This window comes from Ramlibacter sp. (assembly GCF_035655895.1).
Lineage (GTDB): Bacteria > Pseudomonadota > Gammaproteobacteria > Burkholderiales > Burkholderiaceae_C > Ramlibacter.
The window spans coordinates 209951-230664 of sequence record NZ_DASRTN010000003.1 but is presented as its reverse complement, the minus strand read 5'-3'; the positions used below and the strand labels follow the sequence as shown (position 1 = coordinate 230664).

Sequence of the window (20714 nt, the reverse complement as noted above, 5' to 3'; positions counted from 1 at the left end):
TGGCTCCTGCGCGCAGGAGCCACGACATCAGATCCGCATCGGCATCACGACGTACTTGAAGTTCGCGTCTTCCGGATTGGTGATCAGGGCCGAGCTGTTGCTGTCGGCCAGTTCCATCTTGACCATCTCCTGGCCCATGTTGGCCAGGGCGTCGATCAGGTAGGTGACGTTGAAGCCGATCTCGATGGCGTCGCCGCCGTAGTCGATGTCCAGCTCGTCGATCGCCTCTTCCTGCTCGGCGTTGTTGCTCGCCACGCGCAGCGTGCCCGGCTCGATGTTCAGGCGCACGCCCTTGAACTTCTCGCTGGTCAGGATCGCGGTGCGCTGCAGGCTGGCCAGCAGCGGCTGGCGGCCCAGGGTGACCGAGTTCTTGTGGTTCTTCGGGATCACGCGGTTGTAGTCGGGGAACTTGCCCTCGACCAGCTTGGTGACGAACTCCATGCCGCCGAAGGAGAACTTGGCCTGGTTGCTGGCGAACTGCATCTCGATGGCACCTTCGGCATCCGACAGCAGGCGCTGCATCTCCAGCACGGTCTTGCGCGGCAGGATCACTTCCTGGCGCGGCACCTCGACGTCGAGCGTGGCGCTGGCGAAGGCCAGGCGGTGTCCGTCGGTGGCCACCAGCGACAGCTGCTTGCCTTCGGCCACGAACAGGATGCCGTTGAGGTAGTAGCGGATGTCGTGCACCGCCATGGCGAAGGAGACCTGCGCCAGCAGCGCCTTGAGCGTCTTCTGCGGCACGCTGAACACCGGGCCGAAGCTGGCGGCTTCCTGCACCAGCGGGAAGTCCTCGGCCGGCAGCGTCTGCAGCGTGAAGCGGCTCTTGCCGCCCTTGAGCAGCAGCTTGTTCTGGCTGGACTCGATGCTCACCGTCTGGTCTGACGGCATGGTGCGCAGGATGTCGATCAGCTTGCGCGCGCCCACCGTGGTGGTGAAGTTGCCGGCATCGCCATCCATCTCCGCGGTGGTGCGGATCTGGATCTCGAGGTCGCTGGTGGTCAGCTGCAGCTGGCCGCCCGTCTTGCGGATCAGCACGTTCGCCAGGATCGGCAAGGTGTGGCGCCGCTCCACGATCCCCGCAACCGACTGCAGGACCGACAGCACCTTGTCTTGGGTGGCCTTCAGGACGATCATGGTCTTCCTCTCTCTTCCTCGTTCTGTGTTCTTGGTGTGGGTGGGATGTCAGGCCCGGGACGGCGTCCGTGCTGGACAGCACGTATTTTCGCCTGTTTCGGGGCCGTTCCCGGCCGCGGTGGCGGCGTGCACGGCCGGCATCCCGGTCATCCCTTGAGCGTCTGTTCCAGCACGTGCAGCTGCTGGTTCAACTCGGTCACGTTCTGGCGCTCCTGGGCGATCTTGCGCACCGCGTGCAGCACGGTGGTGTGGTCGCGCCCGCCGAACAGCTCGCCGATCTCGGGCAGGCTCTTCTGGGTCAGCTCCTTGGCCAGGTACATCGCGATCTGGCGCGGGCGGGCGATCGAGGCCGGGCGCTTCTTGCTGTACATGTCGGCGACCTTGATCTTGTAGTAGTCGGCCACCGTCTTCTGGATGTTCTCGACGCTGATCTGCCGGTTCTGGATCGACAGCAGGTCGCGCAGCGCCTCGCGGGCCAGCTGGATCGAGATCTCCTTCTGGTTGAAGCGGCTGTACGCCAGGATCTTGCGCAGGGCGCCTTCGAGCTCGCGCACGTTGGAGCGCACGTTCTTGGCGACGAAGAAGGCCACTTCCTCGGGCATCTCGGCGCTCTCGGCGCGCGCCTTGTTGATCAGGATCGCCACGCGCATCTCGAGCTCGGGCGGCTCGATGGCGACCGTGAGCCCGGAGTCGAAGCGCGAGACCAGCCGCTCGTGGATGTCGGCCAGGCCCTTGGGGTAGGTGTCCGACGTCATCACGATGTGGCTCTTCTTGGCCAGCAGCGCCTCGAAGGCGTTGAAGAACTCCTCCTGGGTGCGGTCCTTGTTGGCGAAGAACTGCACGTCGTCGATCAGCAGCAGGTCCAGGCTGTGGTAGCGGTCCTTGAACTCGTCGAAGGTTTTCCGCTGGTATGCCTTAACCACATCGGAGACGAACTGCTCCGCGTGGATGTAGAGAACTTTGCTGCCCGGGCGGTCGGCCAGCAGGCGGTTGCCCACCGCGTGCACCAGGTGGGTCTTGCCCAGGCCGACACCGCCGTAGATGAACAGCGGGTTGTACAGCTGGCCGGGCATGCCGGCCACGTGCATGGCGGCGGCGCGTGCCATGCGGTTGGCCGTGCCTTCGACCAGGGTGTCGAAGGTCAGCGCCGTGTTCAGCCGGTTCTTGAACTGGCCAGGGGCGTTGTCTTCCGCGAGCTCGGCCGGTTCGGCGCTGGGCACCTCCGGGGCAGTGGGTGCGATGTAGGTGCGGGCGGGCGCCTCCCGCTGAGCGAGCGCTAACTCAAGCTGGACCGGCTGGCCATAGATCTTCTCGAGCGTGGCGGCGATGCGACCGGCATACTGCGCCCGCACCCAGTCGAGCTTGAAGCGGTTGGCCACGTACAGCGTGACCTTGGAGAAATCGTCGGAGACCCGGGCCGTCAGCGGCTTGATCCAGGTGTTGAACTGCTGTTCCGGCAGTTCCTGGGCCAGTTGGTCGATGCAGGCCTGCCACAGGCTGCCGCCTGCACTGAGGGCCCCCTCGGCCGCCAGGCTGTTGCTGAACCCCTCACTCATTGCGTTTGCCGCCTCTGTGGATAGTTTTCATTCGCGCAAACGGCCCATTCTAATTTATCAAGGCCTTATCCACACCGGGTTTTCACGCTGGACAGGCTGGGCGCGCCGCCTTGACGGCAAGCCCTTTTCTTGCTGGGTCGGACCGAATGGGGGATAATCGCGGGTTTCCTCGAACGAGCAGAACATGAAACGCACCTACCAACCCTCCAAAGTGCGCCGCGCCCGCACCCATGGCTTCCTGGTCCGCATGAAGACCCGTGGCGGCCGCGCCGTCATCAACGCCCGCCGCGCCAAGGGCCGCAAGCGCCTGGCCGTCTAAGCCGCGCCGCGGCTTTTCGGCAGTGCACTGCACGTGCAGCGGCTGAAGACCCGGGCGCAGTTCGAAGCCGTCATGGCGGGCGGCAGCACCGTCTCCCGCACGCCGCACTTCGCCCTGCACCGCGCCGGGCCGGGTTCCCGCCAGGAGGCGGTCCACGCCGAAGCAGTGCCTGCCACCGGGCAGGCGGCGACCGCAGGTCGCTCCCTGGTCCAGCCTGCAGGGCCGCGATCCGGTGGATCGGCGGCCCTGTTTGCTGTCCGCGGGAATGCGCCACCCGAACCCTGGTTGGGCGCCATCGTTCCCAAGCGATGGGCCCGGCGGGCCGTGACCCGCAACGCCATCAAACGCCAGATCTACACCGTGAGCCTGGATTTCGAAGCCGCCCTGCCCGCCGCCGCGCACGTGGTGCGGCTGCGCGCCGGCTTCGACAAGACGCGCTTTCCCAGCGCCACCTCGCCGGCGCTCAAGCGCGCCGTGCGCGAGGAGCTGCAGCAGCTGTTCGCGGGAGCCCGCAAGTGATCCGCGCCGCCCTGATCGGCCTGGTCAAGGGCTACCGCCTGCTGCTGTCGCCCTGGCTGGGATCGGCCTGCCGGTTCACGCCCACCTGTTCCGCCTACGCGCTGGAGGCGCTGGAGCGCCACGGCGCGGCCGCCGGCAGCTACCTGACGGTGGCGCGCCTGGGCCGCTGCCACCCGTGGTGCCGCGGCGGTGTCGACGAAGTCCCCGAGCACAAGCCGGCGCTGTTCCGCGCGCTGGTCGCCCCCTTCACTTCCAACAAGTCTTCATGAACGACATTCGCCGCACCATCCTGTGGGTGATCTTCGGCTTCTCCATGGTGCTGCTGTGGGACCAATGGCAGGTCTACAACGGCAAGCCGGCCACCTTCTTCCCGCAGGCGCACAAGGCGGCCCCGGCCGCGTCGGCGCCCCAGGGCCCGGCCAGCGTGCCCTCCGCGGTCCCGACGCCGGCGCCTGCCGCCACGGCCGGCGGCGCGCCCGGTGCCGGCGTGCCGGCGCAGGCGGCCGCGCCGGCCACGCCCCGCGAGCGCTTCACCGTCACAACGGACCTGCTGCGCCTGACGTTCGACACCGAGGGCGGCACGCTCATCGGAACCGAGTTCCTCAAGGTCGCGGCCGACTCGGCTGCCGACAAGGTCACCCACACCTTCAAGCTGCTCGACGAGAGCGCCGACCGCGTCTACGTGGCGCAGTCGGGGCTGATCGGCGGTGACTTCCCCAACCACAAGACGGTGATGACCGCCAGCGGCGACCGCCAGCTGAAGGACGGGGCCGGCGAGCTGTCGGTGCGTTTCGAGTCGCCCGAGAAGAACGGGGTGAAGCTGGTCAAGACCTACACCATCAAGCGGGGCGCCTACGACATCGCCGTGCGCCACGAGGTGGTGAACACCGGCGGCGCGTCCGTGTCACCCCAGCTGTACCTGCAGCTCGTGCGCGACGGCAATCCGCTGCCGGGCGCGTCGTCCTTCTATTCCACCTTCACCGGCCCGGCCGTGTACACGGAGGAAAAGAAGTTCCAGAAGGTCGACTTCAAGGACATCGACAAGGGCAAGGCCGATTTCGAGAAGCAGGCCGCCAGCGGCTACGTGGCGATGGTGCAGCACTACTTCGCCAGCGCCTGGATCCTGCCGCAGGGCGTTCAGCGCCAGCTGTTCATGCGCAAGGTGGACAACAACCTGTACGCCGCCGGCATGATCACCGACGTCGCCGCGGTGGCGCCGGGCGCGAGCAAGGCGGTCGACGCCAGGTTCTTCGCCGGCCCGCAGGAAGAGAAGATGCTGGAGCAGGTGGCACCCGGCCTCGACCTGGTCAAGGACTACGGCTGGCTCACCATTCTGGCCAAGCCGCTGTACTGGCTGCTCGACAAGATCCATTCGGTCATCGGCAACTGGGGCTGGTCGATCATGGCCCTGGTGCTGCTGATCAAGATCGCCTTCTACTGGCTGCAGGCCAAGGGCTACGAGAGCATGGCCAAGATGAAGGCCATCAATCCGAAGGTCATGGCGATGCGGGAGCGCTACAAGGACAACCCGCAGCAGATGCAGCAGGAGATGATGCGCATCTACCGCGAGGAGAAGGTCAACCCGCTGGGCGGCTGCCTGCCGATCCTGGTGCAGATCCCGGTGTTCATCGCGCTGTACTGGGTGCTGCTGTCGACCGTCGAGATGCGCAACGCGCCCTGGATCGGCTGGATCCGCGACCTGGCCGCCCCGGACCCGTACTTCATCCTGCCGGTGTTCATGACGCTCACCACGCTGCTGCAGACGGCGCTGAACCCCGCCCCGCCGGACCCGATGCAGGCCAAGATGATGTGGATCATGCCGCTGGCGTTCTCGGTCATGTTCTTCTTCTTCCCGTCCGGCCTGGTGCTGTACTGGATCACCAACAACGTGCTGTCGATCGCCCAGCAGTGGCTGATCAACAAGCGGATGGGGGTGCCGCCGGAATTCAACCTGCCGAAATTCGGCAAGACCTGATGCAAGGGCCGCGCAAGCGGCCCTTCTTCTTTGGTGTGGCGCGTGCGGCAGCACCCGGCGGCGCGCGGTCGTTCAGCCCGGCTTGCGCGCCGGTCGCACCGGCCGCCTGCGGGCCATGATCTCCTGCCGCACGTCGGTGATCTCGCGGGCCTGCGAGCGGCGCGCGCCGTCGCAATGCTCCATCCGGGGGCAGTGGGTGCTGCGCGGGCAGATGATGCGGGCGGGCCGCTCCAGTGCATCGGGGATCCAGGCGATGTTCAGCACCTTGGCCGCGCCGCGGATCGCGTCGGCGGCGGCAGCGGGGATGCGCGCCTCGCCGTGCTGGTGCAGGCAGGCCTGCGCGATGCTGTCAACCACCGCATCGGCGTGCGGCGTGTGCGAGCGCAGCGCCGGGACCAGGTCGACGCCCACCGACAGCACGTGCGGATTGCCGGCCATGTCCAGCGTGCGCACCGAGTGGCAGCAGTACAGCAGGTAGTGGTCGCCATCGCGCAGCACCGAGATCTGCGAGCCGCGGTCGGCGCCGCCGGCCTCGTGCAGCATGCGGAACACCGCCCAGTGCGGACAGGGATCGGTCACCTGCGCCAGGTTGCCCCACGGCAGCGGAATGCCGTTGCCGCGGTAGACGGCGCGCAGGTAGCCCGGCGGATAGGCGTCGAAGTAGTGCCAGTATGGGTACGGCGACACCTTGGTCATGCGCCGCATCATCACGGCCGGCGTGAGCTCGATCTTCTCGCCGGCCTCGATCCGGTGCGACTCGCGCGTCAAGAAACGGCGGAACGGCACCTTGGGGCACAGCAGCGCACCGGCGAAGAAGCTGCATTCGAAGTCGCGCCATGCATGCAGCACGTCCTGCGGACTCAGGCCGGCCGTGATGCCGGCGCTGTGCGGGCTGCCGCCCAGGTCGCCGCCGGTCGCGTGCACCGACTTCAGGCCGTCGCCGCCGTGCAGCACCTTGTGCGCCAGGTGCGAGGCCAGGTCGAACTTCAGCCGCGCCGGGCTGGACTGCAGCGCGCTGTTCAGGTGGATGGTGTCCGGACCCTCGAAGAACGAGCGGACCACGCTGCGCAGTTCGGTGTCGCGGTGGCGCGCCATCATCGGATCGCGGTCGAACCAGCGCAGCTTGAGGCCGTGGCGCTTGCACAACTGGACGAGGTCGTCGACGCCGAGCGGGAAGCGGCGCTCGCCAACCTGTTCGGCCGCGCGCTCGAGGTCGGGGAAGTCGTTGCGCGACATTTCCTGGTGCGAGCGGATCAGCAGGTGGGCGAACTGGCGGCCGGTGGTGCCGGTCTGCGCCAGCAGCTCTGGGATCGCCGCCTGCAAGAGGTCCTTGGAGAACAGGAACGCCGGCTCGAAGGGGACGGTCGGCGCCCCGCCCGCGCGTTCGATGGCCGGCATGACCTCCGCCGGTGCGGCGTGGCCGTCCAGGAACCACGCCGGATCGCGCTGGAACAGGGTCGACAGCAGCCCGAGCAGCTCCGCCGACGGCACGCGCTTGCCGCCCTCGATCATGCTGAGGTAGGACACCGAGGGCGCCCGCCGCGGATCGAGCTGGATGCAGCGCGCCGACAGCTCTTCCAGGGTCAATCCATGGTTCTTGCGCAGGGACCTCAGCTTAGTGCCGAGGAAGTGGCTGTTGCGGGCGTGGTGGGCCATGGCCAAGGATCGGTTGTGAAATTGACTCGGTGAAATTTCCGCTGTGAAATTTGCAGCGAGCTGCTTCCCATAATGGTGCTCCCACCTTGCGACCCGCGCAAGCTGCCCCAGGAGACGCTCTTGACGACCAGCATCCTCATCCTCGGCGCCAGTTATGGCTCACTGCTCGCCACCAAGCTGCTGATGGCCGGTCACCGCGTGACCCTGGTGTGCACGCCGCGCACCGCCGAGCTGATCAACCGCGACGGCACGGTGGTCCGCTTCCCGCTGCGCGGCCGCAGCGAGCTGGTCGAACTGCGCTCGCACGACCTGCCCGGCACGCTGCGCGCCGCGTCGCCCGAGCAGGTCGATCCGGCCGGCTTCGACCTCGCGGTGCTGGGGATGCAGGAAGGCCAGTACGGCGAGGACGGTGTGCGGCAGCTCATGGCGCGACTGGCCGCGGCGCGCACGCCCTGCCTGGCCATCATGAACATGCCGCCGCTGCCGTACCTGCGCCGCATCCCGCGGCTGCGCGCGGAGCTGCTGGAGCCTTGCTACACCGATCCCTCGGTGTGGGAGGCCTTCGATCCGGCGCTGGTGACGCTGGCCAGCCCCGACCCGCAGGCCTTCCGGCCGGCCGACCAGCCCAAGAACGTTCTGCAGGTGGGCCTGCCCACCAACTTCAAGGCGGCGTCCTTCGGCGACCAGGCCCTCACCGCCTTGCTGCGCCGGCTCGAGTCGGACATCGAGCTCGCCCGCCTCGATGCCTCCGGCGAGCGGCTCGAGATCCCCGTGAAGCTCAAGGTGCACGACTCGCTGTTCGTGCCCCTGGCCAAGTGGCCGATGCTGCTCACGGGCAACTACCGCTGCATCCGTGCCACCGAGATCATCCCGATCCGCGAGGCGGTGCATGGCGACATCGTGCTGTCGCGCGAGATCTACGACTGGACCTCGCAGCTGTGCATCCGGCTCGGCGCCGACGCAGCCGACCTGGTGCCGTTCGAGAAGTACGCGCAGGCCGCGTCCTCGCTGCTCAAGCCTTCGTCCGCCGCACGGGCGCTGTTCGGCGGTGCGTCGCAGATCGAGCGCGTCGACAGCCTGGTCAAGCGCATCGCGCAGCAGCTGGAGCTGTCCAACGAGCATGTCAACGAGATCGTCGGCCTGGTCGACGCGCGCCTGAGCCGCAACCGTCTGGCCCAGGAGCCGGTCGCGGCCTGACGCTCCGGCGGCGGCTAGCATCGGGGGATGCTGTCGCGCGCCAACGATCCCATCGCCGCCATCGCCACCGCACCGGGTCGCGGCGCGGTCGGCATCGTGAGGGTCTCGGGCCGCTCCGTGCAGCCGGTCATCGACGCGGTCTGCGGCCGGGCGCTCAAGCCGCGCGAAGCCACCTACCTGCCGTTCCGCGGCGCCGACGGACGGGCCATCGACCAAGGGCTGGCCCTCCACTTTCCCGCACCGCACTCCTACACCGGCGAGGACGTCCTCGAGCTGCAGGCGCATGGCGGCCCGGTCGTCCTGCAATTGCTGCTGGCCCGCTGCCTGCAGGCCGGGGCCGGCATCGGCCTGCGCCTGGCCGAGCCTGGCGAGTTCACCCAGCGTGCCTTCCTCAACGACAAGATCGACCTGGCGCAAGCGGAGGCGATCGCCGACCTGATCGACGCCAGCACCGAGGCCGCGGCCCGCAGCGCGAGCCGCTCGTTGGCCGGCGAGTTCTCGCAGGAGATCCACCAGCTGCGCGACGCGCTCATTCACCTGCGGATGCTGGTCGAGGCGACGCTCGACTTCCCGGAGGAAGAGATCGATTTCCTGCGACAAGGCGACGCGCAGGGGCAGCTGGAGCGGCTGCAGTCCGCGCTGGCCGGCGTGATGCAGCGCGCGCGCCAGGGGGCACTGCTGCGCGAAGGCATCCAGGTGGTGATCGCCGGGCAGCCCAACGCCGGCAAGAGCTCGCTGCTCAATGCGCTGGCCGGCGCCGAACTCGCCATCGTGACGCCGATCCCGGGCACCACGCGCGACGTGGTCAGGCAGACCATCCAGATCGAAGGCGTCCCGGTGCACGTGATCGACACTGCCGGCCTGCGCGAGAGCGACGACCCCGTCGAGAAGATCGGCATCGCGCGTGCATGGGCGCAGATCGCCGCGGCGGATGCCGTGCTGTTCCTGCACGACCTCACGCGCGCCGAGCTGCACGACTACCGCGAGGCCGACGAGCAGCTGCTGCGGACCCTGCGCGCGCACGCCCCGGCTGCTGTGCCGGTGCTGCAGTTGTGGAACAAGGCGGATGCCGCGGTACCACCGCCCGGCAGCGGCAACGCTCATGGCGAGCTGCGCCTGTCGGCCAGGACCGGCGAAGGCCTGGAGGTTCTGCGCAGGCGGTTGCTGGAACTTGCCGGATGGCAGTCGGCGCCGGAGGGCGTCTACATCGCCCGCGAGCGGCACCTGCAGGCCCTGCGCCGCGTCGATGCGCACCTCATGGAGGCGGCCGGCCAGCTGGCAGGACGCACCCCGGCCCTCGACCTGATGGCCGAGGAGTTGCGACTGGCGCAGAACGCATTGAACGAGATCACCGGCGAGTTCACCGCGGACGATCTGCTGGGTGTGATCTTTTCCAGCTTCTGCATCGGCAAGTAGGGGCCGCGCGGGCCGCTCGTCCGATGGCCCGCACCGCACATCCTGAGTGCGCGCGGTTGGCACCTCCGGTTACATGGCGCCGAATGGATGAGGCTTAAACTGGCCCGACGCACGCTGGTGCAAAGAGGGAGTAGAGCCGAATGACTTTGCTGAGCTGGTTGTCCAGGAGGAAGCCGTCGGAGGTCGAAGGACCGCCGAGTTCCGGCCTCGGACGGCCCGAAGCCACGATGATGCCGGGCATGCGGCCCGAGACCGAGCACGACGATCCAGCGCACCGCAAGAGCGAACGGGTCGCCCGTCGCGAGATGCTCTACACGGTGGTGCGCGAAGCGATGATCCGCGCCGGCGTGCTGTCGTCGAGCTACAAGTTCAAGGTCCTGTCGCTGGACCGCCGCGGCACGCAGTTCATGGCCATGATCGACCTGGCCGGACCGCAGATGCACAACGCCACCCGGCTGGTCGAGATCGAGGCCGTGATCACCGAGACGGCCAAGGCCCGCCACGACATCGTCGTCAAGGCCGTCTACTGGCGGCAGAACGACCAGATTGCCATCAGCGTGCCGATCCGGCCCGCCACCGGCAAGCAGCCGTCCACCAACGACGTTCCGCCACGCCCGCGACGCCCGCTGGCACCCGCGGCCGCGGCGGCGACCACCGACGTGGCGCCGATCGTGACCCGCGAGGCCGTCGCGACAAGCGGCGTCGGCACCATGGCGTCCGTCGCGACCGCCGCCCCCACCCCGCCGGCGGCCCGTGCCGCGGCCGCCGCAGCGGTGAAGAACCCGTTCGACCCGATCGGCGTGGACGAGGTGGCCGCCTTCAAGCAGGCCCTGGCAGCCGGCCTGGAGCACCGTCCCTCCGCCAAGTCGCAGGATGGCCGCAAGGTCCACGGCCCGCAGAGTTTCACCCTGCTGACCGGCTACGAGGACACCGAGCAGCCCGACGACTCGCGTCCGCCGGTGCTCAGCACGTCGCAGTACGGCGACCTGCGCTGACCGGGCGCCCGGTCAGCTTCCGCCGAGCAGCCGCTGCTCGGCGACCGCCAGCGACTCGGCGCGCCCGGACAGCACCAGGGTGTCGCCGCCTTCCAGCAGCGGATCCTGGTCCAGCGCTGCCGAGCGGCCATCGGCCCGCCGCAGGCTCACCGTCCGCACGCCCATCGCATGCAGCGCGAAGTGGCCGAGCGGCCGGCCGATGGCGCGGGCTCCGATCGGCAGGGTCAGCGTGGACAGGCGCTCGTGCTGCAGCTCGTCCACCGTGTCGTCATCGGCACCGTGGAAATACCCGCGCAGCAGGTTGTAGCGGGCATCGCGCTGGTCCTGCACGATGCGGATCACCCGCCGCATCGGCACGCCCACCAGGGCCAGTGCATGGCTGGCCAGCATCAGCGAGCCCTCGATCGCTTCCGGCACCACCTCGGTGGCCCCGGCCGCCTGCAGCTTCTCGAGGTCGTGGTCGTCCTGCGTGCGCACGATCACCGGCACCTGGGGCGCGTGCGCGCGCGTGTTGGCCAGCACCTTGAGCGCCCCCGGAACGTCCAGGTAGGTGACCACGACCGCGCTGGCACGCGCCAGGCCGGCCGCCATCATCGCCTGCAGCCGCGCCGCATCGCCGAACACGACCGAGTCGCCTGCCGCGGCGGCCTGCCGGACGCGGTCCGGGTCGAGGTCTAGCGCCATGTACGGGATCTTCTCGCCCTCCAGCATGCGGGCCAGGTTCTGCCCGCAGCGGCCATAGCCGCAGATGATCACGTGCTTGTTGGCGTTGATCGACTTGCGTGCGATGGTGGTCATCTGCAGCGATTGCTGCAGCCATTCGCTGGCCACCAGCTTCATCACCAGCCGGTTGCTGTGCAGGATGATGAACGGCGTGGCCAGCATCGACAGCACCATGCTCGCCAGGATCGGATTGAGCAGCGCCGGCGGCACCAGGCTGTTCTGCTGGGCCAGGGTCAGCAGCACGAAGCCGAATTCGCCCGCTTGGGCCAGGTACAGGCCGGTGCGCAGCGACACGCCCGGCGTGGCCCCCAGCAGCCGCGCCAGCACGGTCACGAGTGCCAGCTTGAACAGCACCGGCACGGTCACCATCAGCAGCACCAGCCCCCAGCGGTCGGCCACCATCCGCCAGTCGAGCATCATGCCGATGCTGATGAAGAACAGGCCGAGCAGGACGTCGTGGAAGGGCCGGATGTCCAGCTCGACCTGATGCTTGTACTCGGTCTCCGAGATCAGCATGCCCGCGATGAAGGCGCCCAGCGCCAGCGACAGGCCTGCCAGTTCGGTGAGCCAGGCCAGCCCGAGCGTGATCAGGAGCAGGTTCAGCACGAACAGCTCCTCGCTCTTGCGCCGCGCGACGAGCGTGAGCCACCAGCGCATCACCCGCTGGCCGCCTGTGAGCAGCAGCGCGATCAGCACCGCGGCCTTGGCGGTACCGAGCGCCAAGGCCATGAACAGCGCCTCGGGCTTGCTGCCCAGCGCCGGGATGAGCACCAGCAGCGGCACGACGGCCAGATCCTGGAACAGCAGCACACCGAGCACCCGCTTGCCGTGCTCCGACTCCAGCTCGAGCCGGTCGGCCACCAGCTTGATCACGATCGCGGTGCTGCTCATCGCCAGGGCACCGGACAGCACCAGCGCCGTCTGCCAGGTCATGCGCCAGAGTCCCGGCGCGATGGCCGCCAGCGCCAGGCTGCCCAGCGTGCCGGCGACGATGGTCAGCACCACCTGGTACAGCCCCAGCCCGAAGACGTGCCGGCGCATGGCGCGCAGCTTGGGCAGGTTGAACTCCAGCCCGATCACGAACATCAGGAAGACGACGCCGAACTCGCCGAGGTAGCGCACGCCCGCCGAGTTGTCGGCGAAGCCCAGGGCGTTCGGTCCGATCAGCACGCCCACCACCAGGTAGCCCAGCATGGGGGGCAGCTTCAGCGACCGGCACGCGACCACTCCGAGCACGGCGGCCAGCAGGTAGACCAGCGTGAGTTCGAGGGTGGACATGGCCCCGATGCTAACGGCTGGACGGATGACCTTGCCGATGCCCAGGCGCCGGCCGGGCGTGCGGTCCGGTCGTTCCTGCCCGACCTAGAATCGCCCGCTATGTCCGCTTCGTCTCCCTCAGCACAGGCTTTCGATCCCGCGCAGGCCCTGCGCCTGGCGCAGGAGACCTTCGACATCGAAGCTGCCGCGGTGCTGGGCCTCAAGGCCCGCACCGGCGAGGCATTCGCGCGCGCGGTCGAGGCCATCCTGCAGGTGCGCGGGCGCGTGGTCGTGATGGGGATGGGCAAGAGCGGCCACATCGGCCGCAAGATCGCCGCCACGCTCGCGTCCACCGGCACGCCCGCCATGTTCGTGCACCCGGCCGAGGCCAGCCATGGCGACCTCGGCATGATCAAGCCGGTCGACCTGGTGCTCGCCATCTCCAATGGCGGCGAGAGCGAGGAGATCACGGCGATCCTGCCGGTGCTCAAGCGCCTGGGCGCGCCGCTGGTCGCCATGACGGGCAATCCCAGGTCGACGCTCGCCAGCCATGCCGACATCGTGCTGGACAGCGGCGTGGAGAAAGAGGCCTGTCCGCTCAACCTCGCGCCGACCGCCAGCACCACTGCGCAGCTCGCGCTCGGCGACGCCCTCGCGGTGGCGCTGCTCGATGCGCGCGGCTTCAAGACCGAGGATTTCGCGCGCTCGCATCCCGGGGGCGCCCTGGGCCGCAAGCTGCTCACGCACCTCGGCGACGTCATGCGCAGCGGCGACGCCGTGCCCCGGGTGGGGCCGGACACGCCCTTCCCCCAGCTGATGCGCGAGATGAGCGCCAAGGGACTCGGGGCGTCCGCCATCGCGGACCAGGACGGCCGGGTGCTGGGCATCTTCACCGACGGCGACCTGCGCCGACTGATCGAGAAGGGCGCTGATCTGCGCGCCGTCGCCGCCCGTGACGTGATGCATCCCAACCCGCGCACCATCCGGGCCGATGCCCTGGCGGTGGAAGCCGCCGACCTGATGGAGCGCCACCGCATCACCAGCGTGCTCGTGGTCGACGCGGACGGCCGGCTGTGCGGTGCCGTCAACACCAACGACCTGATGCGGGCCAAGGTCATCTGATGCCGGCGCTGCACTTTCCGCCGCAGCTCCTGCTGGCCGCCCAAGGCGTGCGCGTCGCCTTCTTCGACGTCGACGGTGTGCTCACCGACGGCGGGCTGTACATGTCGGAGGATGGCGAGACGCTCAAGCGATTCCACATCCTCGACGGACTGGGCCTGAAGCTGCTGCAGCGTGCGGGCATCACGCCGGCCGTCATCACCGGTCGCGATTCGAAGCCGCTGCGCACGCGCCTGGCGGCGCTGGGAATCACCCACGTGCACTACGGCACCGAGGACAAGGCGCCTGCTGCCCAGAAGGTGCTGGAGGCGCTGGGGCTCGACTGGTCGCAAGCCGCTGCCATCGGCGACGACTGGCCCGACCTTCCGGTCCTGCGCCGCTGCGCCTTTCCCGCCGCCCCGTCGAACGCCCACGCGGAGGTGAAGGCGGTGGCGCGCCACGTCACCACGGCGGCTGGCGGCCATGGCGCGGCGCGCGAGTTCTGCGACCTGCTGCTGGTGGCCAGTGGGCGCTACGCGCAGCTGCTGGAGACCTACGGTTGAAGGCCGGACCGATGGTGAGCCGGTGGCGGCAGGTGCGCAACACCTGGGACCGCCTGGCGCTGTACCTGCCGGTGATCCTGATGGGTGTGCTGGCGCTCGGAACCTACTGGCTGGCCCGCAACACGCCGGCGTTCTTCGGCGGCACGGCCGACCAGCGGCCGGTGCTGCACGAGCCCGACTACTTCATGCGGGGCTTCGCGGTGAAGACCTTCGAGCCGAATGGCCGCCTGCGCAGCGAGATCTTCGGGACCGTCGCGCGGCACTACCCCGACACGGACACGCTCGAGATCGACAACCCGCGCATCCGCTCGTTCGACGAGCGGGGGCTGGTCACGGTCGCCACAGCGGAGCGGGGCCTGAGCAACGCCGACGGCTCCGAGGTGCAGTTGATGGGCGATGCCGTGGTGACGCGGGAACCGGCTCCGGGCAGCGCCGCGCCGCGGCTGGAGTTCCAGGGCGAATTCCTGCATGTCTTCGTGAACAGCGAGCGGGTCAAGTCGCACAAGCCGGTGACCCTGATCCGCGGCAGCGACCAGTTCACTGCCGACCAGATGGACTACGACAACCTCGACCGCGTCATGCAGCTGCAGGGACGCGTGCGTGGCCGGCTGATGCCGGACGCCGGCAGGCAGCAGCCCTAGACGCATGGCCGCCGCGCGCAAGCTCGTCTTCATCACCGGCGCCTCCAGCGGGATCGGCCAGGCGCTCGCCTGGCGCTACCACCAGGCCGGCTGGGACCTGGCCCTGGTGGCGCGCCGCACCGGCGAGATCCAGGCCTGGGCCGCCCAGCGCGGGCTGGAGCCGGCGCGGTACGCGGTGTATGCGGCCGACGTGGCCGACACCGACAGCATCGTGGCGGCCGGTGCGCAGTGCCTGGCCACGCAGGGCCTCCCCGATGTGGTGATCGCCAACGCGGGCATCAGCATCGGGGTGGACAGCGCGATCCGCGAGGATCTGGACGTGATCGCTCGCACCTTCGCGACCAACAACGTGGGCGTGGCGGCGACGTTCCATCCGTTCATCAAGGCCATGACGCAACGCGGCTCGGGCACGCTGGTGGGGATCGCCAGCGTGGCCGGCATCCGTGGCCTGCCGGGCCACGCCGCCTACTGCGCCAGCAAGGCGGCGGTCATCAGCTACTGCGAGAGCCTGCGTGGCGAGCTGCGCCCCGCCGGCGTCAGGGTCGTGACGATCGCGCCGGGCTACGTGGACACGCCGCTCACGCAGCGCAACCGCTACGGCATGCCATTCCTGATGGCGCCGGAGGCCTTCGCCGATCGGGCCCACTGGACCATCGAGCGCGGCCGAAGCTACGCGGTGATCCCGTGGCAGATGGGGATCGTGGCAAAGCTGATGCGGATGCTGCCCAACGCGGTGTTCGACCGGTTGCTGGTGGGCCGGGCGCGCAAGCAGCGCCAGGGCACCTGAGACCGGCCCAGGGTCTCGTCCGTTGGACAAGAGGAATGTCCTGGCCGGTTGGCGGCAGTTCACCGGGATGGTGACGTCGTGGCGGCCCCAAAACACAATGCCCGCCAACCAGGGTTGACGGGCATTCGGGGCGCCCAAGGGCGCCCGGATCTCTGCAGTGCTTAGTAGCCGCCGCGGTTGCCGCCGCCGCGCGGGCCGGAGCCGTACGGGCTGCGGAAACCGCCATCGCCGCCGCCGCCGCCACCGCTGCGGCCACCACCGCCGTAGCCGCCGCCACCGCCGCTGCGGCCACCGCCGCCGCCGCCGTAACCACCACCGCCGCCGCCGCTGCCGCCACCACCGTAGCCGCCGCCACCGCCGCCGTAACCACCACCGCCGCCGCCGCCGTAGCCGCCGGTGCGGGGACGGGATTCCATCGGACGGGCCTCATTGACCACGACGCTGCGGCCGCCCAGGGGCTGGCCGTTCATGCCGTTGATGGCCGCTTGCGCTTCGGCATCGCTGCCCATCTCGACGAAACCGAAACCTTTGGAGCGGCCGGTGTCGCGCTCCATCATGACCTTGGCACTGGAAACCGCGCCGAACTGGCTGAACGCCTGTTCCAGATCGCTGTCGCGCACCGAGTAGGGCAGGTTGCCCACGTAAAGTTTGTTGCCCATGTCCTGGGACTCCTAAGAAAACACATTGACCAGAGCGATGGAGTCCCGAAAACGCATCAAACCGAGAAGCGAAAGTGACCTGTTCACCGCAAACCGCGTGGCACTGCTAGATCCACGTCGAAGCCATTATGGAGCAGATCACAGGGCACCACGCAAGGGGGGTGCCCCCGACTTTTTCCACTGGACACCATCGACCGTGGGATCCGCACGGCGCCTGGCTGAACAGCACGCGGACAGGCGCTGCCGCCCGCGTCACCAGTTCGCTTCGCGTTCCGGGGTGGAGCCGATGCGGTGGATCGCGAGGTCCGCGCCCTCGTACTCCTCCTCCTGCGACAGCCGCAGTCCAAGGATGAGTTTGAGCGTGCCGTAGACCACGACGCCGCCCAGGACCGCCCAGGCCACGCCCAGGAGACTGCCGATCGCCTGGGCGCCGAAGCTCACCCCGCCAAGGCCGCCGAGCGCCTTGCTGCCGAAAAGGCCAGCCGCCAGACCGCCCCACAGGCCGCACAGCCCGTGCAGCGGCCAAACGCCCAGCACGTCGTCGATCTTCCAGCGGTTCTGCGCGATGGTGAACATCACCACGAAGATGGCGCCCGCCACGGCGCCGACCACCAGCGCGCCAAGCGGATGCATCAGGTCGGAGCCGGCGCACACCGCGACCAGTCCGGCGAGCGGTCCGTTGTGCACGAAGCCGGGGTCGTTGCGTCCGAGGGCGAGCGCGGCCAGCGTGCCGCCGACCATGGCCATCAGCGAATTGACGGCCACCAGGCCGGACACCTTGTCGATCGTCTGCGCGCTCATCACGTTGAAGCCGAACCAGCCCACGGTCAAGATCCAGGCCCCCAGGGCGAGGAATGGGATGTTCGAGGGCGGATGGGCGGACATCGCGCCGTCCTTGCGGTAGCGGTTGCTGCGGGCGCCCAGCAGCAGCACCGCCGGCAGTGCCAGCCAGCCGCCGACCGCGTGCACCACGACCGACCCGGCGAAGTCGTGGAAGTCGTGCCCCGCGACGCGGTGGATCCAGTCCTGCACGCCGAACGCCCGGTTCCAGCTGACGCCCTCGAACAGCGGATAGACCAGGCCGACGATGACGGCCGTGGCGATCAGCTGCGGCCCGAAGCGGGCGCGCTCGGCGATGCCGCCGGAGATGATGGCCGGGATCGCGGCCGCAAACGTGAGCAGGAAGAAGAACTTCACCAGTTCGTAGCCATTGCGCGCGGCGAGCTGCTCGGCGCCGACGAAGAAGTTGGTGCCGTAGGCGACGGCGTAGCCGACCAGAAAGTAGGCGACGGTCGACACGGAGAAGTCCGACAGGATCTTCACCAGCGCGTTGACCTGGTTCTTCTTGCGCACGGTCCCCAGTTCCAGGAACGCGAAGCCGGCGTGCATGGCCAGGACCATGATGCCGCCCAGCAGGATGAACAGGGTGTCCGAGCCCTGTTTGAGTGCTTCCATGAGACCCTCTTGAATGAAATTGCGCTGTTGTGGTGCGAATCCGGGCGTCGGGGCCCGGGCGCACCAAAGGCAAGCAATTTCTGCGCCGGAAGGGTGCGGGCGAGGCCGCACTACAATGGAGCGGTCATTGGGGAGTAGCCTCCCTTCGAACGCGAGAGGGGCTTGCGTCAACAAACTTGGGTGTCCACCCATGGCGCAAGCAGCTTCGGTTTGGCGAGACCTTTGACTGCGCAGCCTCCGTCACGGCCGGGGCTGCTGCGCAGTCATCGGTTCATCCGCCCCGGCCGCAGCTTTCCATGGACGCCTTCCTCATCTCCACCGGACTCGTCGCGCTCGCCGAAATGGGCGACAAGACGCAGTTGCTCTCCCTCCTGCTCGCCGCACGTTTCCGCAGGCCCTGGCCCATCGTCGCCGGCATCTTCGTCGCCACGCTCGCCAACCACGCCTTGGCGGGCGCCGTGGGCGCCTGGGTCACCGAGGTCCTCGGCCGCGACGTGCTGCGCTGGATCCTCGGTGCGTCGTTCCTGGCCATGGCGGCCTGGATGCTGGTGCCCGACAAGCTCGACGAGGACCAGCTCGGGGACGAGAGTTCGCGCCTGGGCGTGTTTGCCACGACTGTCATTGCCTTCTTCCTGGCCGAGATGGGGGACAAGACCCAGGTCGCCACCGTGGTCCTGGCGGCCCGCTACAACGCATGGGCGGCGGTCGTGGCGGGCACCACCTTGGGCATGCTGCTGGCCAATGCGCCGGTGGTGTGGTTCGGCGAACGGATCACGCGGCGCGTCCCGATCCGCATGGTGCACCTGGTCTCGGCGGCGATCTTCGCCGTCCTGGGTGCGGCGGCCTTGCTCGGCTGGGGTTGATATACTGCCTCCGCGCCGATTTGCTTCCGCTTGCGGGCGCTTAACAAGTTCAGCTAAAGACGAAGCCCGCGCAAGAACCCGGCCTCGTACTTAGCGACGCCGGGTTTTTTCGTGCCATGACGCTGATCGCCGAACCGAGGTCCATGCACTTCGCCGAGCCGCTGCCACTGCGCAGCGGCGCTTCCGTGCGCGGCTACGACCTGGCCTACGAGACCTACGGCCGGCTGAACGCGGACCGCTCCAATGCCGTGCTGATCTGCCACGCGCTGAACGCGTCGCACCATGTCGCGGGCGTCTATCCGGGGCAGGAGAAGTCCGAAGGCTGGTGGGACACGATGATCGGTCCGGGCAAGCCGGTGGACACCGACCGCTTCTTCGTCATCGGCGTGAACAACCTCGGGTCCTGCTTCGGCTCGACCGGACCGATGCACACCAACCCGGACACCGGCCGCATCTACGGCGCGGACTTCCCGGTCGTCACAGTGGAGGACTGGGTCGACGCGCAGGCCCGCCTGCTCGACGGCCTGGGCATCGCCCGGCTGGCCGCCGTGATGGGCGGCAGCCTGGGCGGCATGCAGGCCCTGTCGTGGACGCTCCAGTATCCGCAGCGGGTGGCCAATGCCGCGGTGATCGCGAGTGCGCCCAACCTGACGGCGGAGAACATCGCCTTCAACGAGGTGGCGCGGCGCGCCATCGTCACCGACCCCGACTTCCACGGCGGCCACTTCTATGCCCATGGCGTCGTGCCGCGGCGCGGCCTGCGCATCGCCCGCATGATCGGCCACATCACCTACCTGTCGGACGACGTGATGAACGAGAAGTTCGGCCGCAGCCTGCGGGCCACGCCGCTGCCGGCGTCGGACGAAGCGCCCTCGCCCGACGCGGTGCTGGCCGCGGCGGGCCTCGGCTACCGGTACACCACGCAGGACGTGGAGTTCCAGATCGAGAGCTACCTGCGCTACCAGGGCGACAAGTTCAGCGAGTACTTCGACGCCAACACCTATCTCCTGATCACGCGCGCGCTGGACTACTTCGACCCGGCGCTGCGCCATGGCGGCAACCTGTCGAAGGCCCTGGCCGCGGCGACCGCCCGGTTCCTGCTGGTCAGCTTCACCACCGACTGGCGTTTCTCGCCCGCCCGCAGCCGCGAGATCGTCAAGGCCCTGCTGGACAACCGCCGCAGCGTCACCTACGCCGAGATCGACGCGCCGCACGGGCACGACGCCTTCCTGCTGGAGGACGCGCGCTACCTGTCGCTGGTGCGCGCCTGGTTCGACCGGATCGCCGCTGCCCTGGAGGCCAAGGCATGAGCGACCGTCGGACCCTGCAGACGATCGCCCGGCTGGTGCCCGAGGGCGCCCGCGTGCTCGACCTCGGTTGCGGCGACGGCGCCCTGCTCGATCTGCTGCGCCGCGAGCGCGGCTGCAGCGGCTACGGCATCGAGATCGCCGACGACAACGTGCTGGCGTGCGCCCGGCGCGGTGTCGACGTCATCCAGCTGAACCTGGACGAAGGGCTGTCCCTGTTCGGGGACGACAGTTTCGATGTGGTGCTGCAGATCGACACGCTGCAGCACCTGCGCAATGCCGAGACCATGCTGCGCGAGACCGCGCGGGTGGGCAAGCTGGGCATCGTCGCCTTCCCGAACTTCGCCCATTGGCCCAACCGGCTGTCCATCCTGCGTGGCCGGATGCCGGTGACCAAGCGCCTGCCGTACCAGTGGTACGACACGCCCAACATCCGGGTCGGCACATTCAAGGATTTCGAGGTGCTGGCCACGCGCAACCGGCTGTCCATCCTCGACGCCTTCGGCCTGCAGGAAGGCCGCGAAGTGCGACGGCTGCCGAACCTGCGCGCCGGCACGGCCGTGTTCAAGTTCGAGCGGGGTTGAGGTAGCATCG

At 68.8% G+C, this 20714-nt stretch carries 20 protein-coding genes and 1 riboswitch; of the genes, 14 read left to right on the top strand and 6 right to left on the bottom strand.

What is annotated here, in order from left to right; all coding sequences use genetic code 11:
- Positions 1-27 precede the first annotated feature (27 nt).
- Together dnaN and dnaA are read right to left on the bottom strand one after the other, a co-directional pair.
- Positions 28-1134, bottom strand: coding sequence for a DNA polymerase III subunit beta (dnaN, locus tag VFE82_RS01935; protein WP_324998546.1), 1107 nt, complete (start codon positions 1132-1134; stop codon positions 28-30).
- A gap of 146 nt (positions 1135-1280) precedes the next feature.
- Complete coding sequence (dnaA, locus tag VFE82_RS01930) at positions 1281-2690, bottom strand: chromosomal replication initiator protein DnaA (RefSeq protein WP_324998545.1); 1410 nt, start codon at positions 2688-2690, stop codon at positions 1281-1283.
- Between the two features lie 184 nt (positions 2691-2874).
- On the opposite strand from dnaA, the gene rpmH reads away from it, so the two are divergent.
- From rpmH to yidC, 4 genes are read left to right on the top strand one after another with little or no spacing between them, the layout of a single operon-like run.
- Entirely contained in the window at positions 2875-3009 is a 135-nt protein-coding gene (gene rpmH, locus VFE82_RS01925) for a 50S ribosomal protein L34 (RefSeq protein WP_027101598.1), read from the top strand.
- 33 nt (positions 3010-3042) lie between these two features.
- A complete protein-coding gene (locus VFE82_RS01920; protein ID WP_324998544.1) occupies positions 3043-3528 on the top strand; it encodes a ribonuclease P protein component in 486 nt (161 codons plus the stop codon).
- Positions 3525-3797 carry a membrane protein insertion efficiency factor YidD gene (gene yidD, locus VFE82_RS01915; RefSeq protein ID WP_324998543.1) on the top strand — a complete coding sequence of 91 codons (273 nt, stop codon included), beginning with the start codon at positions 3525-3527 and terminating at the stop codon, positions 3795-3797. The genes VFE82_RS01920 and yidD overlap by 4 nt, the downstream gene beginning before the upstream one ends.
- Complete coding sequence (yidC, locus tag VFE82_RS01910; RefSeq protein ID WP_324998542.1) at positions 3794-5503, top strand: membrane protein insertase YidC; 1710 nt, start codon at positions 3794-3796, stop codon at positions 5501-5503. Before yidD ends, yidC begins: the two co-directional genes overlap by 4 nt.
- 72 nt (positions 5504-5575) lie before the next feature.
- Here yidC and VFE82_RS01905 read toward each other — a convergent pair whose 3' ends face one another.
- Positions 5576-7159: a DUF3612 domain-containing protein gene (locus VFE82_RS01905; protein ID WP_324998541.1), complete on the bottom strand. Its 1584-nt coding sequence runs from the start codon at positions 7157-7159 to the stop codon at positions 5576-5578.
- A 120-nt stretch (positions 7160-7279) separates the two neighbouring features.
- Here VFE82_RS01905 and VFE82_RS01900 point away from each other — a divergent pair, with 120 nt between their 5' ends.
- From VFE82_RS01900 to VFE82_RS01890, 3 genes are all read left to right on the top strand, one after another.
- The gene (locus VFE82_RS01900; RefSeq protein WP_324998540.1) at positions 7280-8356 is read left to right on the top strand and encodes a hypothetical protein; all 1077 of its coding nucleotides are present in this window, start codon (positions 7280-7282) and stop codon (positions 8354-8356) included.
- A gap of 27 nt (positions 8357-8383) precedes the next feature.
- The gene (mnmE, locus tag VFE82_RS01895; protein ID WP_324998539.1) at positions 8384-9772 is read left to right on the top strand and encodes a tRNA uridine-5-carboxymethylaminomethyl(34) synthesis GTPase MnmE; all 1389 of its coding nucleotides are present in this window, start codon (positions 8384-8386) and stop codon (positions 9770-9772) included.
- Positions 9773-10011: 239 nt separating this feature from the next.
- Positions 10012-10767 (top strand): hypothetical protein, encoded by a 756-nt coding sequence (locus VFE82_RS01890; protein ID WP_324998538.1) that lies wholly within the window; start codon positions 10012-10014, stop codon positions 10765-10767.
- A 12-nt stretch (positions 10768-10779) separates the two neighbouring features.
- Here VFE82_RS01890 and VFE82_RS01885 read toward each other — a convergent pair whose 3' ends face one another.
- Positions 10780-12768 carry a cation:proton antiporter gene (locus tag VFE82_RS01885; RefSeq protein ID WP_324998537.1) on the bottom strand — a complete coding sequence of 663 codons (1989 nt, stop codon included), beginning with the start codon at positions 12766-12768 and terminating at the stop codon, positions 10780-10782.
- 99 nt (positions 12769-12867) lie between these two features.
- Here VFE82_RS01885 and VFE82_RS01880 point away from each other — a divergent pair, with 99 nt between their 5' ends.
- Genes VFE82_RS01880 through VFE82_RS01865 form a run of 4 tightly spaced genes read left to right on the top strand, consistent with a single transcriptional unit; the run spans position 12868 to position 15836 of the window.
- A complete protein-coding gene (locus tag VFE82_RS01880; RefSeq protein ID WP_324998536.1) occupies positions 12868-13869 on the top strand; it encodes a KpsF/GutQ family sugar-phosphate isomerase in 1002 nt (333 codons plus the stop codon).
- Positions 13869-14408, top strand: coding sequence for a KdsC family phosphatase (locus VFE82_RS01875; protein ID WP_324998535.1), 540 nt, complete (start codon positions 13869-13871; stop codon positions 14406-14408). Before VFE82_RS01880 ends, VFE82_RS01875 begins: the two co-directional genes overlap by 1 nt.
- Positions 14409-14419: 11 nt before the next feature.
- Complete coding sequence (gene lptC / locus VFE82_RS01870) at positions 14420-15049, top strand: LPS export ABC transporter periplasmic protein LptC (protein WP_324998549.1); 630 nt, start codon at positions 14420-14422, stop codon at positions 15047-15049.
- Between the two features lie 4 nt (positions 15050-15053).
- Positions 15054-15836 (top strand): SDR family oxidoreductase, encoded by a 783-nt coding sequence (locus tag VFE82_RS01865; protein ID WP_324998534.1) that lies wholly within the window; start codon positions 15054-15056, stop codon positions 15834-15836.
- A 161-nt stretch (positions 15837-15997) separates the two neighbouring features.
- Here VFE82_RS01865 and VFE82_RS01860 read toward each other — a convergent pair whose 3' ends face one another.
- Together VFE82_RS01860 and VFE82_RS01855 are read right to left on the bottom strand one after the other, a co-directional pair.
- Entirely contained in the window at positions 15998-16495 is a 498-nt protein-coding gene (locus VFE82_RS01860) for an RNA-binding protein (RefSeq protein WP_324998533.1), read from the bottom strand.
- A 252-nt stretch (positions 16496-16747) separates the two neighbouring features.
- Positions 16748-17950 carry an ammonium transporter gene (locus tag VFE82_RS01855; RefSeq protein WP_324998532.1) on the bottom strand — a complete coding sequence of 401 codons (1203 nt, stop codon included), beginning with the start codon at positions 17948-17950 and terminating at the stop codon, positions 16748-16750.
- Between the two features lie 112 nt (positions 17951-18062).
- A riboswitch (yybP-ykoY riboswitch) is annotated at positions 18063-18243 on the top strand.
- 3 nt (positions 18244-18246) lie between these two features.
- Here VFE82_RS01855 and VFE82_RS01850 point away from each other — a divergent pair.
- From VFE82_RS01850 to metW, 3 genes are all read left to right on the top strand, one after another.
- Complete coding sequence (locus tag VFE82_RS01850; protein WP_324998531.1) at positions 18247-18813, top strand: TMEM165/GDT1 family protein; 567 nt, start codon at positions 18247-18249, stop codon at positions 18811-18813.
- A gap of 116 nt (positions 18814-18929) precedes the next feature.
- Positions 18930-20123: a homoserine O-succinyltransferase MetX gene (gene metX, locus VFE82_RS01845; RefSeq protein ID WP_324998530.1), complete on the top strand. Its 1194-nt coding sequence runs from the start codon at positions 18930-18932 to the stop codon at positions 20121-20123.
- Entirely contained in the window at positions 20120-20704 is a 585-nt protein-coding gene (metW, locus tag VFE82_RS01840) for a methionine biosynthesis protein MetW (protein ID WP_324998529.1), read from the top strand. Before metX ends, metW begins: the two co-directional genes overlap by 4 nt.
- Positions 20705-20714: the final 10 nt, after the last annotated feature.

Excerpts from the sequence above, each read along its gene's own strand:
- dnaN (WP_324998546.1), bottom strand. The coding sequence starts at position 1,134 with ATGATCGTCCTGAAGGCCACCCAAGACAAGGTGCTGTCGGTCCTGCAG.
- VFE82_RS01880 (WP_324998536.1), top strand. The coding sequence starts at position 12,868 with ATGTCCGCTTCGTCTCCCTCAGCACAGGCTTTCGATCCCGCGCAGGCC.
- yidC (WP_324998542.1), top strand. The coding sequence starts at position 3,794 with ATGAACGACATTCGCCGCACCATCCTGTGGGTGATCTTCGGCTTCTCC.
- mnmE (WP_324998539.1), top strand. The coding sequence starts at position 8,384 with ATGCTGTCGCGCGCCAACGATCCCATCGCCGCCATCGCCACCGCACCG.
- VFE82_RS01905 (WP_324998541.1), bottom strand. The coding sequence starts at position 7,159 with ATGGCCCACCACGCCCGCAACAGCCACTTCCTCGGCACTAAGCTGAGG.
- metX (WP_324998530.1), top strand. The coding sequence starts at position 18,930 with ATGACGCTGATCGCCGAACCGAGGTCCATGCACTTCGCCGAGCCGCTG.
- VFE82_RS01860 (WP_324998533.1), bottom strand. The coding sequence starts at position 16,495 with ATGGGCAACAAACTTTACGTGGGCAACCTGCCCTACTCGGTGCGCGAC.
- VFE82_RS01890 (WP_324998538.1), top strand. The coding sequence starts at position 10,012 with ATGCGGCCCGAGACCGAGCACGACGATCCAGCGCACCGCAAGAGCGAA.
- rpmH (WP_027101598.1), top strand. The coding sequence starts at position 2,875 with ATGAAACGCACCTACCAACCCTCCAAAGTGCGCCGCGCCCGCACCCAT.
- dnaA (WP_324998545.1), bottom strand. The coding sequence starts at position 2,690 with ATGAGTGAGGGGTTCAGCAACAGCCTGGCGGCCGAGGGGGCCCTCAGT.
- VFE82_RS01885 (WP_324998537.1), bottom strand. The coding sequence starts at position 12,768 with ATGTCCACCCTCGAACTCACGCTGGTCTACCTGCTGGCCGCCGTGCTC.
- VFE82_RS01855 (WP_324998532.1), bottom strand. The coding sequence starts at position 17,950 with ATGGAAGCACTCAAACAGGGCTCGGACACCCTGTTCATCCTGCTGGGC.
- lptC (WP_324998549.1), top strand. The coding sequence starts at position 14,420 with ATGGTGAGCCGGTGGCGGCAGGTGCGCAACACCTGGGACCGCCTGGCG.
- VFE82_RS01850 (WP_324998531.1), top strand. The coding sequence starts at position 18,247 with ATGGACGCCTTCCTCATCTCCACCGGACTCGTCGCGCTCGCCGAAATG.
- metW (WP_324998529.1), top strand. The coding sequence starts at position 20,120 with ATGAGCGACCGTCGGACCCTGCAGACGATCGCCCGGCTGGTGCCCGAG.
- VFE82_RS01875 (WP_324998535.1), top strand. The coding sequence starts at position 13,869 with ATGCCGGCGCTGCACTTTCCGCCGCAGCTCCTGCTGGCCGCCCAAGGC.
- VFE82_RS01865 (WP_324998534.1), top strand. The coding sequence starts at position 15,054 with ATGGCCGCCGCGCGCAAGCTCGTCTTCATCACCGGCGCCTCCAGCGGG.